This window comes from Aeribacillus sp. FSL M8-0254, assembly GCF_038008845.1.
In the GTDB taxonomy this organism is placed as follows: Bacteria; Bacillota; Bacilli; order Bacillales; family Aeribacillaceae; genus Aeribacillus; species Aeribacillus composti.
Window position 1 is genome coordinate 37,501 of the sequence record NZ_JBBOZY010000001.1, and the last position, 17,206, is coordinate 54,706.

Below are 17,206 nucleotides of genomic sequence, written 5' to 3' on the forward strand. Positions count from 1 at the left end.
ACGGGGAGGTTTGGCACCTCGATGTCGGCTCATCGCATCCTGGGGCTGTAGTCGGTCCCAAGGGTTGGGCTGTTCGCCCATTAAAGCGGTACGCGAGCTGGGTTCAGAACGTCGTGAGACAGTTCGGTCCCTATCCGTCGCGGGCGCAGGAAATTTGAGAGGAGCTGTCCTTAGTACGAGAGGACCGGGATGGACGCACCGCTGGTGTACCAGTTGTCCCGCCAGGGGCACCGCTGGGTAGCTATGTGCGGAAGGGATAAGCGCTGAAAGCATCTAAGCGTGAAGCCCCCCTCAAGATGAGATTTCCCATCGCGAAAAGCGAGTAAGATCCCTTGAAGATGACGAGGTAGATAGGTCCGAGGTGGAAGCGTGGTGACACGTGGAGCTGACGGATACTAATCGATCGAGGACTTAACCAAGAAAGAGCATCTATTCGTGAAGGAACCGTTATCTAGTTTTGAAAGAATGATATTCAAAAAAGTGTTGACAACTGCGATCAAAAAGTTATAATATTAGTTGTCCATCGAACTGAATGGAACAATGAATAGAAAAAAATTGCTTGGTGGCAATGGCGAAGAGGTCACACCCGTTCCCATCCCGAACACGGAAGTTAAGCTCTTCAGCGCCGATGGTAGTGAGGGTTTGTCCCTTGTGAGAGTAGGACGCTGCCAGGCAAAAAGAAAAAGAGCGGCGATCGATGCTGCTCTTTTTTTATATAAAAATAAATAAAAAATTCCAAAAATTGCATAGATTATATTTATTTTGGACATAATGAAGGTGGAGGTGGAGAAGGAATGACTTACAGTCAACAGAGTGAAATAATTGGGGAAACGTGTGTGATCTGTGATAAGCAAAAAGAGAAGGGCATTCATTTATATTCAAGTTTTATTTGCACGGATTGTGAAAAGGACATGGTGCAGACTGATACGAGTGACTGGAAATATCAATATTTTGTTGAACAATTAAAAAAAGCGGCAGCTTCCAAAATTTATTCTTAACTTGGCTATAAACAGATGGTCAAGTTTTTCTTTTTGTTATAATGAATTATGCAGCAAATAGAAAAGGGCGATGAAAGCAGATGGGAAAAATTCGTACTCCGTTGTATAATGCTTTAATTCAACATTGTCAGTTAAATCCTCTTTCGTTTCATGTACCTGGTCATAAAAACGGGATTCTTTATGATCCAAATCAGTTTCCGCATTTTCGGCAAACGCTTCAGCTGGATTTGACTGAGATTGCTAATTTAGATGATTTATATGCGCCAGAAGGGATCATTAAAGAGGCGCAGCAGCTTGCAGCAGAATTATATGGAGTATCGTCAACATATTTTTTAGTGAATGGTTCAACGGTCGGAAACTTGGCAATGATTCTTGCTAATTGCCAAAAGGGGGATGTCGTATTCGTTCAACGAAATAGTCATAAATCAGTGATGCATGGATTAGAGCTGGCCGGTGCAAAGCCTGTTTTTTTATCTCCCAAGTTCGATGAAGGTTTTCAAGTGCCTTCTTATGTACCAGTTGAAACGGTAAAGAAAGCTTTTCAAAAATATCCTCAAGTAAAAGCGATCATTTTGACAAGCCCTACCTATTACGGTTTAACATATACAAAATTAAATGAACTTATTCAATTTGCTCATTCCCGCCGTGTTCCGGTATTAGTCGATGAAGCTCATGGGGCTCATTTGATCGCAAGTTCTTCGTTTCCGAAATCAGCTGTTTCGGTTGGTGCAGATGTTGTCGTACAATCTGCCCATAAAACATTGCCTGCTATGACAATGGGAGCATTTTTGCATGTAAACAGCAAATTGGTGAATGAGGAAAAAATTAGCCATTATATACATATGCTGCAAACAAGCAGTCCGTCTTATTTGATTATGGCCTCACTTGATTTAGCAAGAGCGTATGTCGAGGATATGTTAACGAAGGAAGAGGAATTGAATCAAACTTTGCATAAATATGTGGAGATCTTTCAACAGCTTGACTATATCGATATAGTGTCTTCGAAGGATCCTTTTGTGGCTGTTGATCCTTTAAAGCTGACAATTCGTTCACAAAATGCCATGTCAGGTTATGATTTAATGGAGCTTTTTGAAAAAGCACGTATTTATCCTGAGCTTGCCGATCCTCTAAATGTTTTGTTTGTGCTTCCGTTTGCTAAAGAGTTTCAAGATACTGGACACTTTTCGAAAGTCAATGACATATTAAAAAGTAGCCAAACAAGCAAGATGGAATGGGGTCTTCAGAAGGAAGTACAAATAGACGAAATCAGCAAGCTATCTATTTCTTACGAGGCAATGGAAAACTGTACAAAAACATTTGTATCATTAGAAGAAGCGATAGGAGAGATCTCTGCTGAAATGATTATTCCTTATCCGCCGGGAATACCGCTTTTGATGAGGGGAGAAAAAATTACAAAAAATCAAATTGAAGCGTTGAAAAGGTTAATGAAGCTGCGTGCTAATTTTCAAGGAGGAAAGAAATTAGCAGAAGGCCTTATTTCTATTTTCAGGAAAAGGTGATCTTAATGAAAGGAATTTTTATTACGTTTGAAGGACCTGAAGGAGCGGGGAAAACGACAATTATTAAAAAGCTTGAAAAAAAGTTAGAAAAAGAAGGAAAAGACGTTGTCGTGACGCGCGAGCCAGGCGGTATTGTCATCAGCGAGAAAATTCGGGAAATCATTCTTCATAAAGAACATACAGAGATGGACGCAAGGACCGAGGCACTTCTTTATGCTGCCGCGAGAAGACAGCATTTAGTCGAAAAAGTAATTCCCGCTCTTCATAAAGGAAAAATTGTACTTTGCGATCGATTCGTTGACAGTTCTTTAGCCTATCAAGGGTATGCAAGAGGTCTCGGGATTCAAGAGGTGCTTGAAATAAATCAATTTGCAATAACCGGCATGATGCCCAATCTTACGCTGTTTTTTGATATTTTGCCGGAAAAAGGATTAGCAAGAATAACTAGCAATCAAAATCGAGAAATCAATCGACTTGACTTGGAAAAATTGGATTTCCATCAAAAGGTTTATGAAGGATACAAGAAAATCATTGAAATGTTTCCGAATAGAATAAAAGTGATCAATGCAGATCAGCCTTTAGAAAAAGTTTTTTTTGAAGCGGAGAGTGCATTGGACTTATTTTGGAAGGAAACATTGTAGTCATATCGTTCTCAAGCTTGATATAATGAAGAAAAATTGATATTCGCTGCAAAATGTCCTGGCAAGATGTCCTGCTTTTCCGTTTTTATTAATAAGGAGGCTTTTCCGTATGAAATTGATTATGGCTGTTGTCCAGGATCAAGATAGCAACCGCTTATTAAAAGCCCTGACGGAACATAACTTTCGTGTGACAAAGCTTGCAAGCACCGGGGGATTTTTAAAGTCCGGCAACACTACTTTTATTATTGGAACAGAAGACATTCGTGTGCAAAAAGCGCTCGATATCATTAAAACGAACTGCCAATCTCGCCAACAGCTTGTTGCTCCAGTTTCACCGATAGGCGGGAATACCGACTCTTACGTTCCCTATCCGCTTGAAATTGAGGTTGGCGGTGCAACTGTTTTTGTCCTTCCAGTTGAACAATTTCATCAATTTTAAAGGTGAGAGCAAATGAAAGTAAATGAAGATTTAAGAACAATACTGCCTAAACAAACAATTGAACAGAACGGAACACAAAACAGATCTAAAATATTTTCTCAAATGGTTGAAAAGCATGAATCCAAGCTCCATGAAGAACAATGGAAACAGCTTTTAAATGAACTGGAGGAAGCCGGAGAACGTCTAAGTAAATCGAGAAATATGCATGATTTGTCTAAGTTTAAAAGATTAGTAAAGCGGCTTATTCGTGAAACGATTGAATTCGGAATGGGTGTCAAAGAATCAAAGAGCTGGGATTTTTATGGAAACAGACGGAATTTAAAAATCGTTTCCCAAATTGACCAAAAGCTGGTGGAATTGACCGAAGAAATTTTAAATAAAGAAAAAGATGCCGTAAACATTTTAGGGAAAATAGGGGAAATAAAAGGGCTGATCGTGAATTTATATACGTAAGTGAGTGGTACAATAAATGAAAACATGGGAAGAACTCGAAAAACTTCAGCCAAAAGTATTGAAAATAATACAAAATTCTTTTAAGAAAAATAGATTGGCCCACGCCTATTTATTTCAAGGGAAAAAGGGCACAGGAAAAAAGGATGCTGCTTTTTTAACTGCAAAAAGTTATTTTTGCGAGCATTTGGAGAAAAATTATAAACCGTGCGGACAATGTTCAAACTGCAAGAGAGTTGAGAGCGGAAATCATCCTGATCTTCACTTTATAGAGCCTGATGGCTTATCAATCAAAAAAGAACAAATAGAAGCATTGCAGAAGGAATTTGCAAAAACGGGCGTTGAATCGAACCGGAAGCTTTATATCATATCTGGATGCGACCAGATGACTGTCAATGCGGCCAACAGTTTATTGAAATTTTTGGAGGAACCGACGGAAGGAACAATGGCAATATTAATAACAAATCAAGTTCATCGAGTGTTGCCGACAATTCTTTCTAGATGCCAAATATTAACCTTCCAACCCATTCCCCCAAAAATGATTCAGCAGGAACTTGAGAAAAAAGGAACTCCAAGTCATATAGCTGCCCTCGTCAGTCAAGTTACCAATAATATTGAAGAAGCATTTTCACTTAGCCGTGACGATTGGTTTGCGGAAGCAAGAACCAAAGTGATAAAATTATATGAAGTATTGGACTCCCGTCCCGACCATGCATTGCTTTTTATTCATAATCATTGGGTGCCTTTTTTTGCAGATAAAGAGCAAATGGAAATGGGACTGGATTTTCTCCTATTTTTATATAAAGATTTATTATCAATTCAAATCGGAAATGAAGATGACGTTGTTTATTTAGATATATTGCCAATGTTAAAACAGCAAGGGCTAAAGCTTGGCCAACGAACTGTTTTACACCAAATCGTCTCCATTTTGAATGCAAAAAAACGGTTAAATTTCAATGTTAATCCGCAGCTTCTTATGGAAGATTTGGTTTTAACATTGCAGGAGGGATAAGCTTGTATGATGTTGTAGGAGTTCGCTTTAAAAAGGCGGGAAAAATTTATTATTTTGATCCAAATGGTTTTGATATACAGCTTGATGATTATGTCATTGTTGAAACAATCAGAGGGATTGAATATGGAAAAGTAGTAGTCAGCAAAAAACAAGTGGAAGAGCATGATATTGTGCTTCCATTAAAGAAAATCATTCGGAAAGCTGATGAAAAGGATCGGATGATTGTCCAAGAAAACAACAGGGCAGCAAAAGAAGCGATGGATATTTGTTTAAAAAAAGTAGAAGAACACGGTTTAGAGATGAAGCTTGTCGATGTAGAGTATACATTTGACCGCAACAAAGTCATTTTTTACTTTACTGCTGACGGGCGTATTGATTTTCGCGAGCTTGTAAAAGATTTGGCCTCTATTTTTAAAACGAGAATTGAACTTCGACAAATCGGGGTGCGAGACGAAGCGAAAATGCTTGGCGGAATCGGCCCCTGTGGAAGAATGCTATGCTGCTCCACATTTTTAGGGGATTTTGAGCCTGTTTCGATTAAGATGGCGAAAGATCAAAATTTGTCTTTGAATCCTACAAAGATTTCGGGGTTATGCGGAAGATTAATGTGCTGCTTAAAATATGAGAATGATGAATATGAAACAGCAAAAGAGCAACTTCCGGATATTGGAGATACTATAGAAACTCCGAATGGAACAGGAAAGGTTGTCGGACTAAATATTTTAGAACGTGTGCTGCAAGTCGAACTGATCAATCGCGATCGTGTCGTTGAATACACATGGGAAGAATTAATACAAGACGATGCTGTTTCTATGGAGTTCACAGATTAGAGGTGGAAAACCAGTGAACAAAAAAGAAATTTTTGATGCTGTGACATTGCTGGAGGAACAAATTGGTTATTTGTACCGCCAATTAGGAGAATTAAAGCAGCATATAGGAGAATTAATTGAAGAAAACCAACATTTAAAATTGGAAAACGACCACTTGCGCAAACGAATGTCTTCTTTTGATCAAATGAATTTGAAACAAGAAGAAGTGAAAAGCGCTAAGAAGAAGGAAAAAAAGCTTGGACATATAGATATTGGCGAAGGGTATGATAACCTGGCAAGACTTTATCAGGAAGGATTTCATATTTGTAATCTGCATTATGGCAGTGTAAGGAAAGATGGAGATTGCCTGTTCTGCCTCTCATTTTTAAATAAAAAGTAAGTGCAGCTTCCTTTTCAGGAGGCTTTTCTTATGACTAGGACGAGTAAGTAATCTCAAGAAAGGGAAATTTACATGGTATATTTGCACGATGATGAAAGGCTGGATTATTTGTTAGCGGAAGATTTGCGCATCATTCAAAGTCCTTCAGTTTTTGCATTTTCTCTCGATGCAGTTCTTCTCGCAAAATTTGTGTATGTCCCGATCCAAAAAGGGAATTTGATTGACCTTTGTACAGGAAACGGGGTGATTCCACTTTTATTAAGCACAAGAACAAAAGGAACGATCACAGGAGTGGAAATACAAAAGCGGCTGTTTGATATGGCTGTCAGATCTGTCCAATATAATCACCTTGAACATCAAATAAAGATCATTCACGGCGACATTTTGGACATGCCGAAACAGCTTGGGTATGGGAAGTTCGATGTTGTAACATGCAATCCCCCTTATTTCAAAACGCCGGGACAAGAAGAGTTAAATAAAAACGAATATTTTGCGATTGCAAGGCATGAAATATTATGCACTCTTGAAGATGCTATACGTGTAAGCAGCCAATTGGTAAGGCCGGGGGGAAAAGTTGCCTTTGTCCATCGTCCAGGACGATTTTTAGAAATGATCGAACTCATGAAAAAATACCGAGTGGAACCGAAAAGAATTCGCTTTGTATATCCAAAGCTTGGAAAGGAAGCAAATACTTTATTAGTAGAAGGAATAAAAGATGGGAATCCTGATTTAAAAATTCTACCCCCATTGATCGTTTACGATGATCAAAACAATTATACGGATGAAGTTCAAAAAATATTGTACGGGTAAATAAAATGTGACTAAAGCGGAATGTATAAATTATGGTGGTGAATAGGGATGTGGCAGCAAAAAAGCTATGCGGAAGATGTAGAGAAGGGCGCACTATATTTAGTGCCGACGCCGATCGGAAATTTAGAAGATATGACGTTCCGTTCAATCCGTGTGTTAAAAGAGTGTGACGTTATTGCAGCGGAGGACACGAGACAAACGAAAAAATTATGTCATTATTATCATATTGATACAAACATCATCAGCTATCATGAACATAATAAAAATTCGAGTGGAAGACAGATCATGAAAATGATTGAAGAAGGGAAAAAAGTTGCACTTGTCAGCGATGCCGGCATGCCAACCATTTCTGATCCAGGAAGTGAGCTTGTTCAGCTAGTTTTAGACCATCGTTATCCGGTTATACCGCTTCCGGGGGCTAATGCTGCATTAACGGCATTGATCGCTTCAGGAATTGCGCCTCAGCCTTTTTATTTTTTTGGATTTTTACATCACAAGAAAAAAGAAAAGAAAAAACAATTGGAGCAATTAAAAAATAAGAAAGAAACCATTATCCTTTATGAATCTCCTCATCGACTCGTTGAAACGTTAAAGGATATTCATGAATTTTTTGGCAATAGGAAAATAGCTGTTGCTCGAGAGTTAACAAAAATGTATGAGGAGTTTGTGAGGGGGACAGTTGATGAACTATTAGATTGGGCGGAAAATCATGAAATCAAAGGGGAGTTTTGTTTAATCATTGAAGGCAGTCAAGAAAATACTCCCGATGATAACAAAGAAACATGGTGGAGTAAATGGACGATTAAAGAACATGTTGAACATTATATAGAAAAAGGCTATCCATCAAAAGAAGCGATAAAATTGGCCGCATTGGATCGAAATTTGCCAAAACGGGAAGTGTATCAGGAGTATCATTTGAAATAAAAGTCCCTGAATAGTAGGGACTTTTAACTTTTTATTTAGAAGATTCCAAAATGGTTTGGATTTCTTTTAAAATTTGCTCTGCACCTTCGCGGCTAAGAACAATTTTTCCGCCTGCAAGCTGGAAGTTATTATCAGAAACTTCTCCAGTTACTTGACAAGTCATGCTAGGTTTATATTTTTTCAAAATGATGCGGTCGTCATCCACATAAATTTCTAAAGCATCTTTTTCAGCAATTCCTAATGTTCTGCGCAATTCAATCGGAATAACTACGCGTCCCAACTCATCAACTTTACGAACAATTCCAGTAGATTTCATAAAATTTGTCTCCTCCCATTTGTAAAATAAAGATTTATCGCCTATATACTCCCTTTTTCGCCATTATTCGACATTTGCGATTGTCAATTAATAGAATAACAGTTTTTCCAATAAACGTCAATCCTTTTGATTCGAAATACTGTTCAATTTAAATAACTGTGTAAATCTTATAAGATGATGAAAGATTATGTATATTTTCTTGATAAAACAGGCTATGATGGTATCATAGAATATGTAATCAATGCTTGGTTTTGTCGCTCTCGTCCAACTGACGAGAGCTTTTCTGTAATGTAGTGGCAAAGGAGGATTAATATTGTGGAAAACAGAAAAAAAACATTTTATTTAACGACGCCCATTTACTATCCGAGCGATAAATTACATATCGGTCATGCGTATACAACGGTAGCCGGCGATGCCATGTCGAGATATAAACGCCTTCGCGGTTATGATGTCATGTATTTAACGGGAACTGACGAGCATGGGCAAAAAATCCAGCGAAAAGCGGAGGAAAAAGGAGTATCTCCTAAAAAGTATGTTGATGATATTGTTTCAGGGATTAAAGAATTATGGAAAAAATTAGATATTTCCTATGATGATTTTATAAGAACGACTGAAGAGCGACATAAGAAGGTAGTAGAAAAAATTTTCGACCGTCTAGTAAAGCAGGGAGATATTTATTTAGATGAGTATGAAGGATGGTACTGTACGCCTTGTGAATCGTTTTTTACAGAAAGACAGCTAGTGGACGGAAATTGCCCTGATTGCGGCCGCCCTGTTGAGAAGGTAAAAGAAGAGTCTTATTTCTTTAAAATGAGCAAATATGTCGACAGGCTTCTGCAATTTTATGAAGAAAATCCAGAGTTTATTCAGCCGGAATCAAGAAAAAACGAAATGATCAATAACTTTATAAAGCCTGGGCTGGAAGATTTGGCGGTATCCCGGACGACTTTTGACTGGGGCATTAAAGTTCCTGGTAATCCAAAACATGTTATTTATGTTTGGATTGACGCATTGACAAACTATATTACGGCGCTCGGCTACGGAACCGAGAATGAAGAAAAATTTAAAAAATATTGGCCTGCAGATGTTCATTTAGTAGGGAAAGAGATTGTCCGCTTTCACACGATATACTGGCCGATTATGCTCATGGCGCTTGATCTGCCTCTTCCTAAAAAAGTGTTTGGACATGGATGGCTGTTAATGAAGGACGGAAAAATGTCTAAATCAAAAGGAAATGTTGTGGATCCAGTTACATTGATTGACCGTTATGGGCTTGATGCTTTGCGCTATTATTTGCTGCGTGAAGTTCCGTTTGGAGCGGACGGAGTATTTACTCCTGAAGGCTTTGTGGAGCGCATTAACTATGATTTAGCTAATGACTTAGGAAACTTACTAAACCGAACGGTGGCCATGATCGATAAATATTTTGACGGCATTGTAAAAAAAGAACAAGCAGATGAAACGCCTTACGATGAGGCTCTTCGCACATTCAGAACCGAAACAGTTAAAAAGTACGAAGAAGCCATGGATAAAATGGAGTTTTCCGTTGCGCTGACAGCCCTATGGCAATTTATTGGCCGGACAAATAAATACATTGATGAGACGGAGCCTTGGGTACTGGCAAAAGACGAGTCAAAAAGAAATCAGCTTGCATCCGTCATGTATCATTTGGCTGAGTCGCTTCGACATATAGCCGTTTTATTAAAACCATTTTTAACAAAAACACCGGATAAAATTTTTGCGCAAATAGGTGTAGAGGACGATCATTTGAAAAATTGGGAATCCATTCATAAGTTTGGGCAGCTGGAAGAGGTTCGGGTGCAAAAAGGAGAGCCGCTGTTTCCGCGTTTAGATATTGAACAGGAAGTGAACTATATAAAAGAGCAGATGAAAGGATCGGCACCTGAGGCTAAAAAAGAAACAGCAGATGATGAGAATGAAATTACAATTGATGATTTTATGAAAGTGGATTTACGCGTGGCGGAGGTTATTCAAGCGGAGAGAGTAGAAAAAGCAGACAAGCTGTTAAAACTTCAGTTGGATTTAGGATCTGAAAAACGCCAAGTTGTTTCTGGAATTGCTAAATATTATCAGCCTGAACAATTAATCGGCAAAAAAGTTATTTGTGCAATAAATTTAAAACCGGTAAAATTGCGTGGAGAATTGTCGCAAGGAATGATTTTGGCAGGGGAAGAAAACGGAACCTTGTCGCTTGCTACCGTCGATTCAGATTTACCGAATGGAACGAAAATCAAATAAATTTGTCGAAGAATGTTTTTTTGGGGTGTTTCACGTGGAACACCTCTTTCCCTTTTATCGAAAAAGGGAAAAAATGATTGGAAAGGATGTCAAAATATGCTGTTTGATACTCATGCACATTTAAATGCGGTGCAATTTGAGGAGGATTTAAACGAAGTAATTGACCGGGCACTTCAAGAAAAAGTGGAAACTATCGTTGTTGTCGGCTTTGACCGCGAAACAATTCCAAAGGCTATAGAGCTTTCTGAAAGGTATGACTTTATATATGCAGCTGTCGGCTGGCATCCGGTTGATGCCATTGATATGACGGATCACGATTTAGATTGGTTAAGAGAGCTTTCCAGCCATCCGAAAGTTGTCGCACTAGGTGAAATGGGCCTGGATTATCATTGGGATAAATCACCTAAGGATGTGCAAAAAGAAGTGTTTCGCAAGCAAATTGCATTAGCAAAGGAAGTACAGCTGCCGATCATTATTCATAACAGAGAAGCAACTGCAGACATTGTTCAAATATTAAAAGAGGAAAATGCGAAGGAAGTAGGCGGAGTCATGCATTGCTTTTCCGGAAGCTTAGAGGTTGCCAAGCAATGTATGGACATGAATTTCTATATTTCGTTCGGCGGTCCTGTTACATTTAAAAATGCAAAAAAACCAAAAGAAGTAGCTGCGGAAATTCCATTGGACCGATTATTAATTGAAACCGATTGTCCTTATTTAACCCCTCATCCATTCCGTGGCAAACGGAATGAACCAAGCTATGTCAAATATATCGCAGAAAAAATTGCAGAGCTGAAAGGACTCACCTTTGAAGAAATAGCAAAAATTACAACCAGAAATGGAAAAAAATTATTCGGCATTTCATGATAAAGATTTCTGTCGAAGCTTGTACAAGCTTGTCTGAAAAAAGAATGATTCAAAAAAGTTCTACACGTCTTCTTTTCCTCATAGGATAAACGTGTCGAGAAGTCTTTCTTCACTTTTTGTTCAAACTTCAAGATAATAGTTACAAAAAACGAGAAAAGTGCAGGAGGGTTGACAGGTTTAAAAATACTCTATATAATCTCACGGAGGAGAAGGAGGCGTTTTCGTGATTGGAAACATGAAAAATATGGTATCCAACCTTTCCAAGAGAAAAAAGTATGTCCTTTCTGCAGTCGGTGTATGTTTAATTGGCACAGGAGCAACGTATGGGGGATATGAAGGAACAAAAGATACTGTTAGAGTCACTATTGATGGGAAAACAGAGGAAGTAAGGACCCATGCAGACCAAGTCAGTGATCTTTTGAAAGAATTAGATATAAAATTACAAGCTAATGATTATATTTCTCATGCGAAACATCAGGACATTCAAGACAACATGAATATAGTGATAAAATATGCCAAACCTGTCCAACTGATTGTAGACAATGAGCGAAGGAAGATTTTCACAACTGCTGATACGGTAGAAGATGTTTTAAGGCAGCAAAAAATTTCTATTACCGAAAAAGATGAAGTTCTACCAGCATTAGATGCAAAAATTGAAAAAAACATGGAACTAAAGGTGAATAAAGCGCATCTTATCACTTTAAATATTGGTGGGAAAAACCAACAGATTTGGTCTACTTCGACTACTGTCGCTGACTTTTTAAAGGAACATAACGTAAAATTGAATCCAATGGATAAAGTAAAGCCTGGGCTAACAACAGTGTTAAATAAAAACACAAATGTAGAAATTACCAGAGTAGAAAAAGTCACCGATGTAGTGGAAGAACCAATTGTATTTAAAATCGTTCAACGTACAGATAAAAATTTAGCTGAAGGAACGAAAAAAGTGATTCAAGAAGGCGAAAAAGGAACACGCCAAAAACAGTTTGAAGTCATTTTGGAAAATGGAAAAGAAATTTCCCGTAAGCTTATAAAAACTGTAACAACGAAGGAAAGCAAAGATAAAATTGTTGTTGTCGGGACAAAAGCTTCTTCGCAGCCTGCACTAGCTTCAAGAGGAACTGGCAGCAAGTCTAAAGAATTTTATGTGACGGCTACTGCATATACAGCATCCTGCAATGGCTGTTCAGGCACAACAGCAACGGGGTACAATTTGCGCTCAAATCCAAATGCAAAGGTAATCGCAGTTGATCCGTCTGTCATTCCGCTCGGATCAAAGGTGTATGTTGAAGGATACGGATATGCAGTTGCCGCCGATACTGGTTCAGCAATTTCCGGGAATAAAATTGACGTATTTTTCCCAAATAAGTCTCAAGCATATCAATGGGGTCGAAAAAAGGTCAAAATAAGGGTTTTACGTTAACTTTATCGAGTGCTGTTTTGACAGAGGGTTTCGACCCTCTGTTTTTTTACGTTATAATTGAAAATCAGTAGCCTTTTATACAATTTGACGACAAATATTACAAAAAGGTTTCAAGTTTTGGAGGAAAAAATGAAAAAAAAAATAAAAGAAATTATTATCGTTGAAGGTAAAGATGATACGCTGGCAATAAAAAGAGCAGTGGACGCCGATACGATTGAAACGAACGGCTCTGCCATTAATCAATCGATTATTGAACAAATACGCCTTGCCCAAAACACGCGGGGAGTTATTATTTTTACGGATCCTGACGCTCCGGGAGAAAAAATTCGCAAAACAATAGCTGAACATGTTCCTGGATGCAAACATGCCTTTTTGCCACGCAATGAAGCCAGAGCAAAAAACGGGAGAGGAATTGGCGTTGAACATGCCAGCGCAGAATCTATTCGGAAAGCGCTGCGTTCGGTGAGAGAGGAAATGAACGAATGGAAAAGCAGCATTTCCATGTTAGATTTGATTTTTTATGGTTTAATTGGCGGTCCAACGGCAAAAAAGCGGAGGGAAAAGCTTGGAGAGCGGCTAAAAATCGGCTATGCTAACGGAAAACAGCTAATGAAACGCTTGGCAATGTTTCATATTACGAAAGAAGCGTTTTTGGAGGCAATTGAGGCGATCTTAAAGGAGGAAGAGGCAGATGGAAAAAGAAATAGCAACGTTAAGCCGAACGAAACAAATTCTTGAAAAATACAGCTTTTCTTTTAAAAAAAGCCTAGGGCAAAACTTTATTGTGGAACCGAACATATTGCATCGAATGATTGAGCGTGCAGGTGTAACAGAAGAAACAGGAGTCATCGAAATAGGTCCAGGGATCGGCGCATTAACAGAACAATTAGCAAAAAATGCTAAGAAAGTTGTTGCCTTTGAAGTCGATGGCAGACTGCTTCCGATTCTTGAAGAAAATTTAGCTCCATATTCAAATATCGAAATCATTTATCAAGATGTATTAAAGACAAATCTCCACGAAATCATTGAAAAAAAATTGAACAATTGCCGTGAAGTCATGGTAGTCGCCAATTTGCCATACTATATCACCACGCCGATCATTATGAAGCTTTTGGAAAACCGTTTGCCACTAAAATCGATCGTCGTCATGCTTCAAAAAGAGGTGGCAGAACGAATGACAGCCAAACCGTCAACAAAAGATTACGGCTCATTATCCATTGCCGTCCAATATTACACTGAAGCGAAAACGGTTATGTCGGTGCCGAAGACAGTATTCATTCCGCAGCCAAACGTGGATTCGTCTGTCATTCGCCTCGATTTGCGTCCAGAACCGCTTATTCATGTCAAAAATGAAGCATTTTTCTTTCAAGTAGTAAAAGCAAGTTTTGCTCAAAGAAGAAAAACGTTATTGAACAATTTACTCAACAACTTACCCAATGGGAAGGCGAATAAAAACATAATTGAAGAATGTTTGACATCAGCAGGAATCGATGGAAAGCGCAGGGGGGAATCATTGACCATTGAAGAATTTGCTTTATTGAGCGACAGACTTTACGAAATATTTAAATAGGGTAAATCACCATTTTGAAAAGCAAGACATACGTTAAAGAAGAAAAGAAAACTATTCCCGTTCGGAGTGAACATTATGCTAATAAAGCCGGGGATGATAGTGGCCAGAAAGTCTTATCAGTGCGATTTGCTTTTTCGGATTTTAGAAATAAAAAAGGATCATACTGGCCGTCTGATTGCCCTTATTTCAGGACAGGACGTCCGTTTAATTGCTGATGCCCCGTATGACGACTTAGTCATCATGAATAAAGAAGAACAAAAAATACGTGAAAAACAAGAAAGGGAAAAAATAGAAAATACGCTTTATCTCCTGAATCAAGATTATGATCTATCTCGTGAAAAACAAGAATTTTACGCTTCGTCCGAATTTGAATATCAAAATGAATGTTTTCATATTCCAGGCAGAGTATTACATGTAGATGGCGACCCCAATTATTTGGAAAAATGCTTAAATTTATACGAAAAAATTGGTGTTCCTGTTCACGGCATACATTTAAAAGAAAACGAAATGGCTGATCATATTGATGAGCTTTTAGAAAAATATCGGCCGGATATACTTGTCATTACTGGACATGATTCTTATTCGAAGCATAAAGGGACAATATTGGATTTGAATGCTTACCGACACTCGAAGGATTTTATTAAAACGGTCAGGAAGGCGCGGAAAAAAATTCCCGGGCTTGATCAGCTGATTATTTTTGCCGGTGCATGCCAATCTCATTTTGAGTCATTAATAAGAGCTGGGGCCAATTTTGCAAGTTCACCGTCAAGAGTGAACATTCATGCTTTAGATCCTGTGTATATTGTTTCTAAAATCAGCTTTACTCCTTTTGTTGAACGAATTAATGTTTGGGATGTACTTCGAAACACCTTGTCGCGGGAAAAAGGATTAGGAGGCATTGAAACAAAGGGCGTCATGCGGTCAGGTTTACCATTTAACCGATATATTGAGGAAGCAGGTCAAAACGAATAAACGTTTGGACTGCTTTTTTTTTGGATAAATCCATATAATTTTTGCAAAAACGGGAAAACTATGACAAGTATTAGAGAAATTTGTTGAAAAGAAAACGTTGACACAGATGTTTAAAGGCTGTTATAATAAAAAATTTATTTGACTTATTAGTCGATTTTGTGTATAATGAACTTTGTGAGGTGGTTCCAATGGCAAAAACGTTATCCGATATTAAACAAGCTCTCGATTCTAATCTAGGCCGTCGATTAACATTAAAAGCGAATGGCGGACGTAGAAAAACAATTGAACGTTCAGGCGTTTTAGCCGAGACGTATCCATCGGTTTTTGTGATTGAACTTGACCAGGAAGAAAATGCTTTTGAACGCGTTTCATACAGCTATGCAGATGTGTTAACGGAAACAGTCCAAATTACTTTTATAGATGAAAACAACAATGTTGCAATGCGCGGGCAGTAAACGAAATTTGTTTGCTGCTTTTATTTTTTTCTCTGGCATTTTTTAAAAAGCATAAATCAAGCTTTTCGCTTGAAACTAACAGTAAGCGGATAAAATCCGCGGGAATGTCTGTTTTTATTTAAGGGGGAGTCAAAGAATGGCTAGACGCCGAGGCATTATGTCAGAAAGCTTTAAGTATGAATTGGCTAAGGAATTGGGCTTTTATGAAACGGTCAAAAATGAAGGATGGGGAGCCATTCGGGCTCGTGATGCCGGAAACATGGTAAAACGGGCGATCGAGATTGCAGAAGAGCAATTGGCTAAGCAAAACGGCAAAACTTTTTAAAAGCAGACATTCGGGTGGCCGGCTCATAGTTTGGGCCGGCATTTTTTTGTGTTTTCAATGGACGGATTTTGTCGAATTATGCTATTATATCCCTATTTATGGTACAATGTGAATACATTTTGTCAGAACGAAAAAGTAGGTGAATGTATTTGCGAGTATTGGAAAAAGCTCCGGCAAAAATTAATTTATCTTTAGATGTTTTACATAAAAGATCTGACGGATACCATGAAGTGAATATGGTCATGACGACCATAGATCTAGCTGATCGAATCGAGCTGAAGCTTCTTGATGAAAATAAAATACGTATCATATCGCATAATCGATTTGTGCCAGATGATGATCGGAATTTAGCTTACCAAGCGGCACAGCTTTTAAAGGACCGTTTCGGGATTCAAAAGGGTGTGGCAATCACGATTTCAAAGTGCATCCCTGTTGCTGCGGGCCTTGCAGGAGGGAGCAGTGATGCAGCAGCAACGTTAAGGGGATTAAATAAACTATGGAATTTGGATCTTTCCCTTGATGATCTTGCGAAACTTGGAGCAGAAATTGGTTCAGATGTTTCTTTTTGTGTTTACGGAGGCACAGCTGTGGCGACCGGAAGAGGCGAAAAAATTGAGCTGATTGATCCTCCTCCGCATTGCTGGGTCGTATTGGCGAAGCCTGATATCGGTGTGTCCACTGCTGAAATTTACCGACATTTAAAGATAAATGACATTGAGCATCCTGATGTTAGTGGAATGGTCAAAGCGATAAAGGATCAAAATTATCAAGAAATCTGTGCGAAGCTTGGAAATGTCCTTGAGTCGGTCACAATGAAGATGTATCCGGAAGTTGCTTTGATTAAAGAACAAATGAAACGTTTTGGAGCTGATGCTGTTTTAATGAGCGGAAGCGGACCGACAGTATATGGACTTGTTCAACACGAGTCGAGGCTTCATCGTGTTTATAACGGCTTGAGGGGATTTTGCGATCAAGTGTATGCAGTCAGAATGCTTGGGGATCGGATAGCCCTTGATTAA

20 protein-coding genes and 2 rRNA genes (1 of these 22 cut by a window edge) are annotated in these 17,206 nt (G+C 38.6%); 21 read left to right on the plus strand and 1 reads right to left on the minus strand.

The features are described from left to right. The 12 genes from NSQ44_RS00155 to rsmI all read left to right on the plus strand — a co-directional run. Positions 1-419 (plus strand): 23S ribosomal RNA (locus NSQ44_RS00155) (it extends 2,550 nt beyond the left edge of the window). A 139-nt stretch (positions 420-558) separates the two neighbouring features. After that, positions 559-674, plus strand: a 5S ribosomal RNA gene (rrf, locus tag NSQ44_RS00160). Positions 675-794: 120 nt separating this feature from the next. Next, the gene (locus tag NSQ44_RS00165; protein ID WP_327856104.1) at positions 795-998 is read left to right on the plus strand and encodes a sigma factor G inhibitor Gin; all 204 of its coding nucleotides are present in this window, start codon (positions 795-797) and stop codon (positions 996-998) included. Positions 999-1,078: 80 nt separating this feature from the next. Beyond that, positions 1,079-2,518 (plus strand): aminotransferase class I/II-fold pyridoxal phosphate-dependent enzyme, encoded by a 1,440-nt coding sequence (locus tag NSQ44_RS00170; RefSeq protein WP_340854376.1) that lies wholly within the window; start codon positions 1,079-1,081, stop codon positions 2,516-2,518. A gap of 5 nt (positions 2,519-2,523) precedes the next feature. Continuing rightward, a complete protein-coding gene (gene tmk, locus NSQ44_RS00175; RefSeq protein WP_063387600.1) occupies positions 2,524-3,159 on the plus strand; it encodes a dTMP kinase in 636 nt (211 codons plus the stop codon). 109 nt (positions 3,160-3,268) lie between these two features. Further along, complete coding sequence (locus tag NSQ44_RS00180) at positions 3,269-3,598, plus strand: cyclic-di-AMP receptor (protein ID WP_063387599.1); 330 nt, start codon at positions 3,269-3,271, stop codon at positions 3,596-3,598. 12 nt (positions 3,599-3,610) lie between these two features. Continuing rightward, complete coding sequence (locus NSQ44_RS00185; protein ID WP_063387598.1) at positions 3,611-4,051, plus strand: YaaR family protein; 441 nt, start codon at positions 3,611-3,613, stop codon at positions 4,049-4,051. 16 nt (positions 4,052-4,067) lie between these two features. Then, positions 4,068-5,060, plus strand: a complete 993-nt coding sequence (holB, locus tag NSQ44_RS00190; RefSeq protein WP_063387597.1) for a DNA polymerase III subunit delta' — start codon at positions 4,068-4,070, stop codon at positions 5,058-5,060. 2 nt (positions 5,061-5,062) lie between these two features. Next, positions 5,063-5,890 carry a PSP1 domain-containing protein gene (locus NSQ44_RS00195; protein ID WP_340854380.1) on the plus strand — a complete coding sequence of 276 codons (828 nt, stop codon included), beginning with the start codon at positions 5,063-5,065 and terminating at the stop codon, positions 5,888-5,890. 13 nt (positions 5,891-5,903) lie between these two features. Then, on the plus strand, positions 5,904-6,269 hold the full coding sequence (gene yabA / locus NSQ44_RS00200; RefSeq protein ID WP_157727880.1) for a DNA replication initiation control protein YabA: 366 nt from the start codon (positions 5,904-5,906) through the stop codon (positions 6,267-6,269). 72 nt (positions 6,270-6,341) lie between these two features. Beyond that, on the plus strand, positions 6,342-7,079 hold the full coding sequence (locus tag NSQ44_RS00205) for a tRNA1(Val) (adenine(37)-N6)-methyltransferase (RefSeq protein WP_066247199.1): 738 nt from the start codon (positions 6,342-6,344) through the stop codon (positions 7,077-7,079). Positions 7,080-7,127: 48 nt separating this feature from the next. Continuing rightward, complete coding sequence (gene rsmI, locus NSQ44_RS00210) at positions 7,128-8,003, plus strand: 16S rRNA (cytidine(1402)-2'-O)-methyltransferase (protein ID WP_094244832.1); 876 nt, start codon at positions 7,128-7,130, stop codon at positions 8,001-8,003. A gap of 31 nt (positions 8,004-8,034) precedes the next feature. Here the strand turns inward: rsmI and NSQ44_RS00215 are convergent, their stop codons facing one another. Then, positions 8,035-8,319, minus strand: coding sequence for an AbrB/MazE/SpoVT family DNA-binding domain-containing protein (locus NSQ44_RS00215; RefSeq protein WP_340854382.1), 285 nt, complete (start codon positions 8,317-8,319; stop codon positions 8,035-8,037). Positions 8,320-8,634: 315 nt separating this feature from the next. Between NSQ44_RS00215 and metG the strand changes: the two genes are divergently transcribed. The 9 genes from metG to ispE all read left to right on the plus strand — a co-directional run bounded on the left by metG (position 8,635) and on the right by ispE (position 17,206). Beyond that, positions 8,635-10,578, plus strand: coding sequence for a methionine--tRNA ligase (metG, locus tag NSQ44_RS00220; protein WP_094244833.1), 1,944 nt, complete (start codon positions 8,635-8,637; stop codon positions 10,576-10,578). A 96-nt stretch (positions 10,579-10,674) separates the two neighbouring features. Further along, on the plus strand, positions 10,675-11,442 hold the full coding sequence (locus NSQ44_RS00225; RefSeq protein ID WP_063387590.1) for a TatD family hydrolase: 768 nt from the start codon (positions 10,675-10,677) through the stop codon (positions 11,440-11,442). A gap of 235 nt (positions 11,443-11,677) precedes the next feature. After that, positions 11,678-12,865 carry a ubiquitin-like domain-containing protein gene (locus NSQ44_RS00230; protein WP_445659517.1) on the plus strand — a complete coding sequence of 396 codons (1,188 nt, stop codon included), beginning with the start codon at positions 11,678-11,680 and terminating at the stop codon, positions 12,863-12,865. Positions 12,866-12,994: 129 nt separating this feature from the next. Beyond that, positions 12,995-13,603: a ribonuclease M5 gene (gene rnmV / locus NSQ44_RS00235; RefSeq protein ID WP_186439261.1), complete on the plus strand. Its 609-nt coding sequence runs from the start codon at positions 12,995-12,997 to the stop codon at positions 13,601-13,603. Next, entirely contained in the window at positions 13,557-14,435 is an 879-nt protein-coding gene (gene rsmA, locus NSQ44_RS00240; protein ID WP_066247210.1) for a 16S rRNA (adenine(1518)-N(6)/adenine(1519)-N(6))-dimethyltransferase RsmA, read from the plus strand. The genes rnmV and rsmA overlap by 47 nt, the downstream gene beginning before the upstream one ends. A 75-nt stretch (positions 14,436-14,510) precedes the next feature. Beyond that, a complete protein-coding gene (yabG, locus tag NSQ44_RS00245; protein ID WP_340854386.1) occupies positions 14,511-15,407 on the plus strand; it encodes a sporulation peptidase YabG in 897 nt (298 codons plus the stop codon). A gap of 188 nt (positions 15,408-15,595) precedes the next feature. After that, positions 15,596-15,862, plus strand: a complete 267-nt coding sequence (gene veg / locus NSQ44_RS00250; protein ID WP_340854387.1) for a biofilm formation stimulator Veg — start codon at positions 15,596-15,598, stop codon at positions 15,860-15,862. 136 nt (positions 15,863-15,998) lie between these two features. Beyond that, a complete protein-coding gene (locus NSQ44_RS00255) occupies positions 15,999-16,187 on the plus strand; it encodes a small, acid-soluble spore protein, alpha/beta type (RefSeq protein WP_063387586.1) in 189 nt (62 codons plus the stop codon). A gap of 149 nt (positions 16,188-16,336) precedes the next feature. Continuing rightward, on the plus strand, positions 16,337-17,206 hold the full coding sequence (gene ispE / locus NSQ44_RS00260) for a 4-(cytidine 5'-diphospho)-2-C-methyl-D-erythritol kinase (RefSeq protein WP_063387585.1): 870 nt from the start codon (positions 16,337-16,339) through the stop codon (positions 17,204-17,206).

Coding starts and splice junctions, on each gene's coding strand:
- NSQ44_RS00165 (WP_327856104.1), top strand. CDS start 795: ATGACTTACAGTCAACAGAGTGAAATAATTGGGGAAACGTGTGTGATC.
- NSQ44_RS00170 (WP_340854376.1), top strand. CDS start 1,079: ATGGGAAAAATTCGTACTCCGTTGTATAATGCTTTAATTCAACATTGT.
- tmk (WP_063387600.1), top strand. CDS start 2,524: ATGAAAGGAATTTTTATTACGTTTGAAGGACCTGAAGGAGCGGGGAAA.
- NSQ44_RS00180 (WP_063387599.1), top strand. CDS start 3,269: ATGAAATTGATTATGGCTGTTGTCCAGGATCAAGATAGCAACCGCTTA.
- NSQ44_RS00185 (WP_063387598.1), top strand. CDS start 3,611: ATGAAAGTAAATGAAGATTTAAGAACAATACTGCCTAAACAAACAATT.
- holB (WP_063387597.1), top strand. CDS start 4,068: ATGAAAACATGGGAAGAACTCGAAAAACTTCAGCCAAAAGTATTGAAA.
- NSQ44_RS00205 (WP_066247199.1), top strand. CDS start 6,342: ATGGTATATTTGCACGATGATGAAAGGCTGGATTATTTGTTAGCGGAA.
- rsmI (WP_094244832.1), top strand. CDS start 7,128: ATGTGGCAGCAAAAAAGCTATGCGGAAGATGTAGAGAAGGGCGCACTA.
- NSQ44_RS00215 (WP_340854382.1), bottom strand. CDS start 8,319: ATGAAATCTACTGGAATTGTTCGTAAAGTTGATGAGTTGGGACGCGTA.
- NSQ44_RS00225 (WP_063387590.1), top strand. CDS start 10,675: ATGCTGTTTGATACTCATGCACATTTAAATGCGGTGCAATTTGAGGAG.
- NSQ44_RS00230 (WP_445659517.1), top strand. CDS start 11,678: ATGAAAAATATGGTATCCAACCTTTCCAAGAGAAAAAAGTATGTCCTT.
- rnmV (WP_186439261.1), top strand. CDS start 12,995: ATGAAAAAAAAAATAAAAGAAATTATTATCGTTGAAGGTAAAGATGAT.
- rsmA (WP_066247210.1), top strand. CDS start 13,557: ATGGAAAAAGAAATAGCAACGTTAAGCCGAACGAAACAAATTCTTGAA.
- yabG (WP_340854386.1), top strand. CDS start 14,511: ATGCTAATAAAGCCGGGGATGATAGTGGCCAGAAAGTCTTATCAGTGC.
- veg (WP_340854387.1), top strand. CDS start 15,596: ATGGCAAAAACGTTATCCGATATTAAACAAGCTCTCGATTCTAATCTA.
- NSQ44_RS00255 (WP_063387586.1), top strand. CDS start 15,999: ATGGCTAGACGCCGAGGCATTATGTCAGAAAGCTTTAAGTATGAATTG.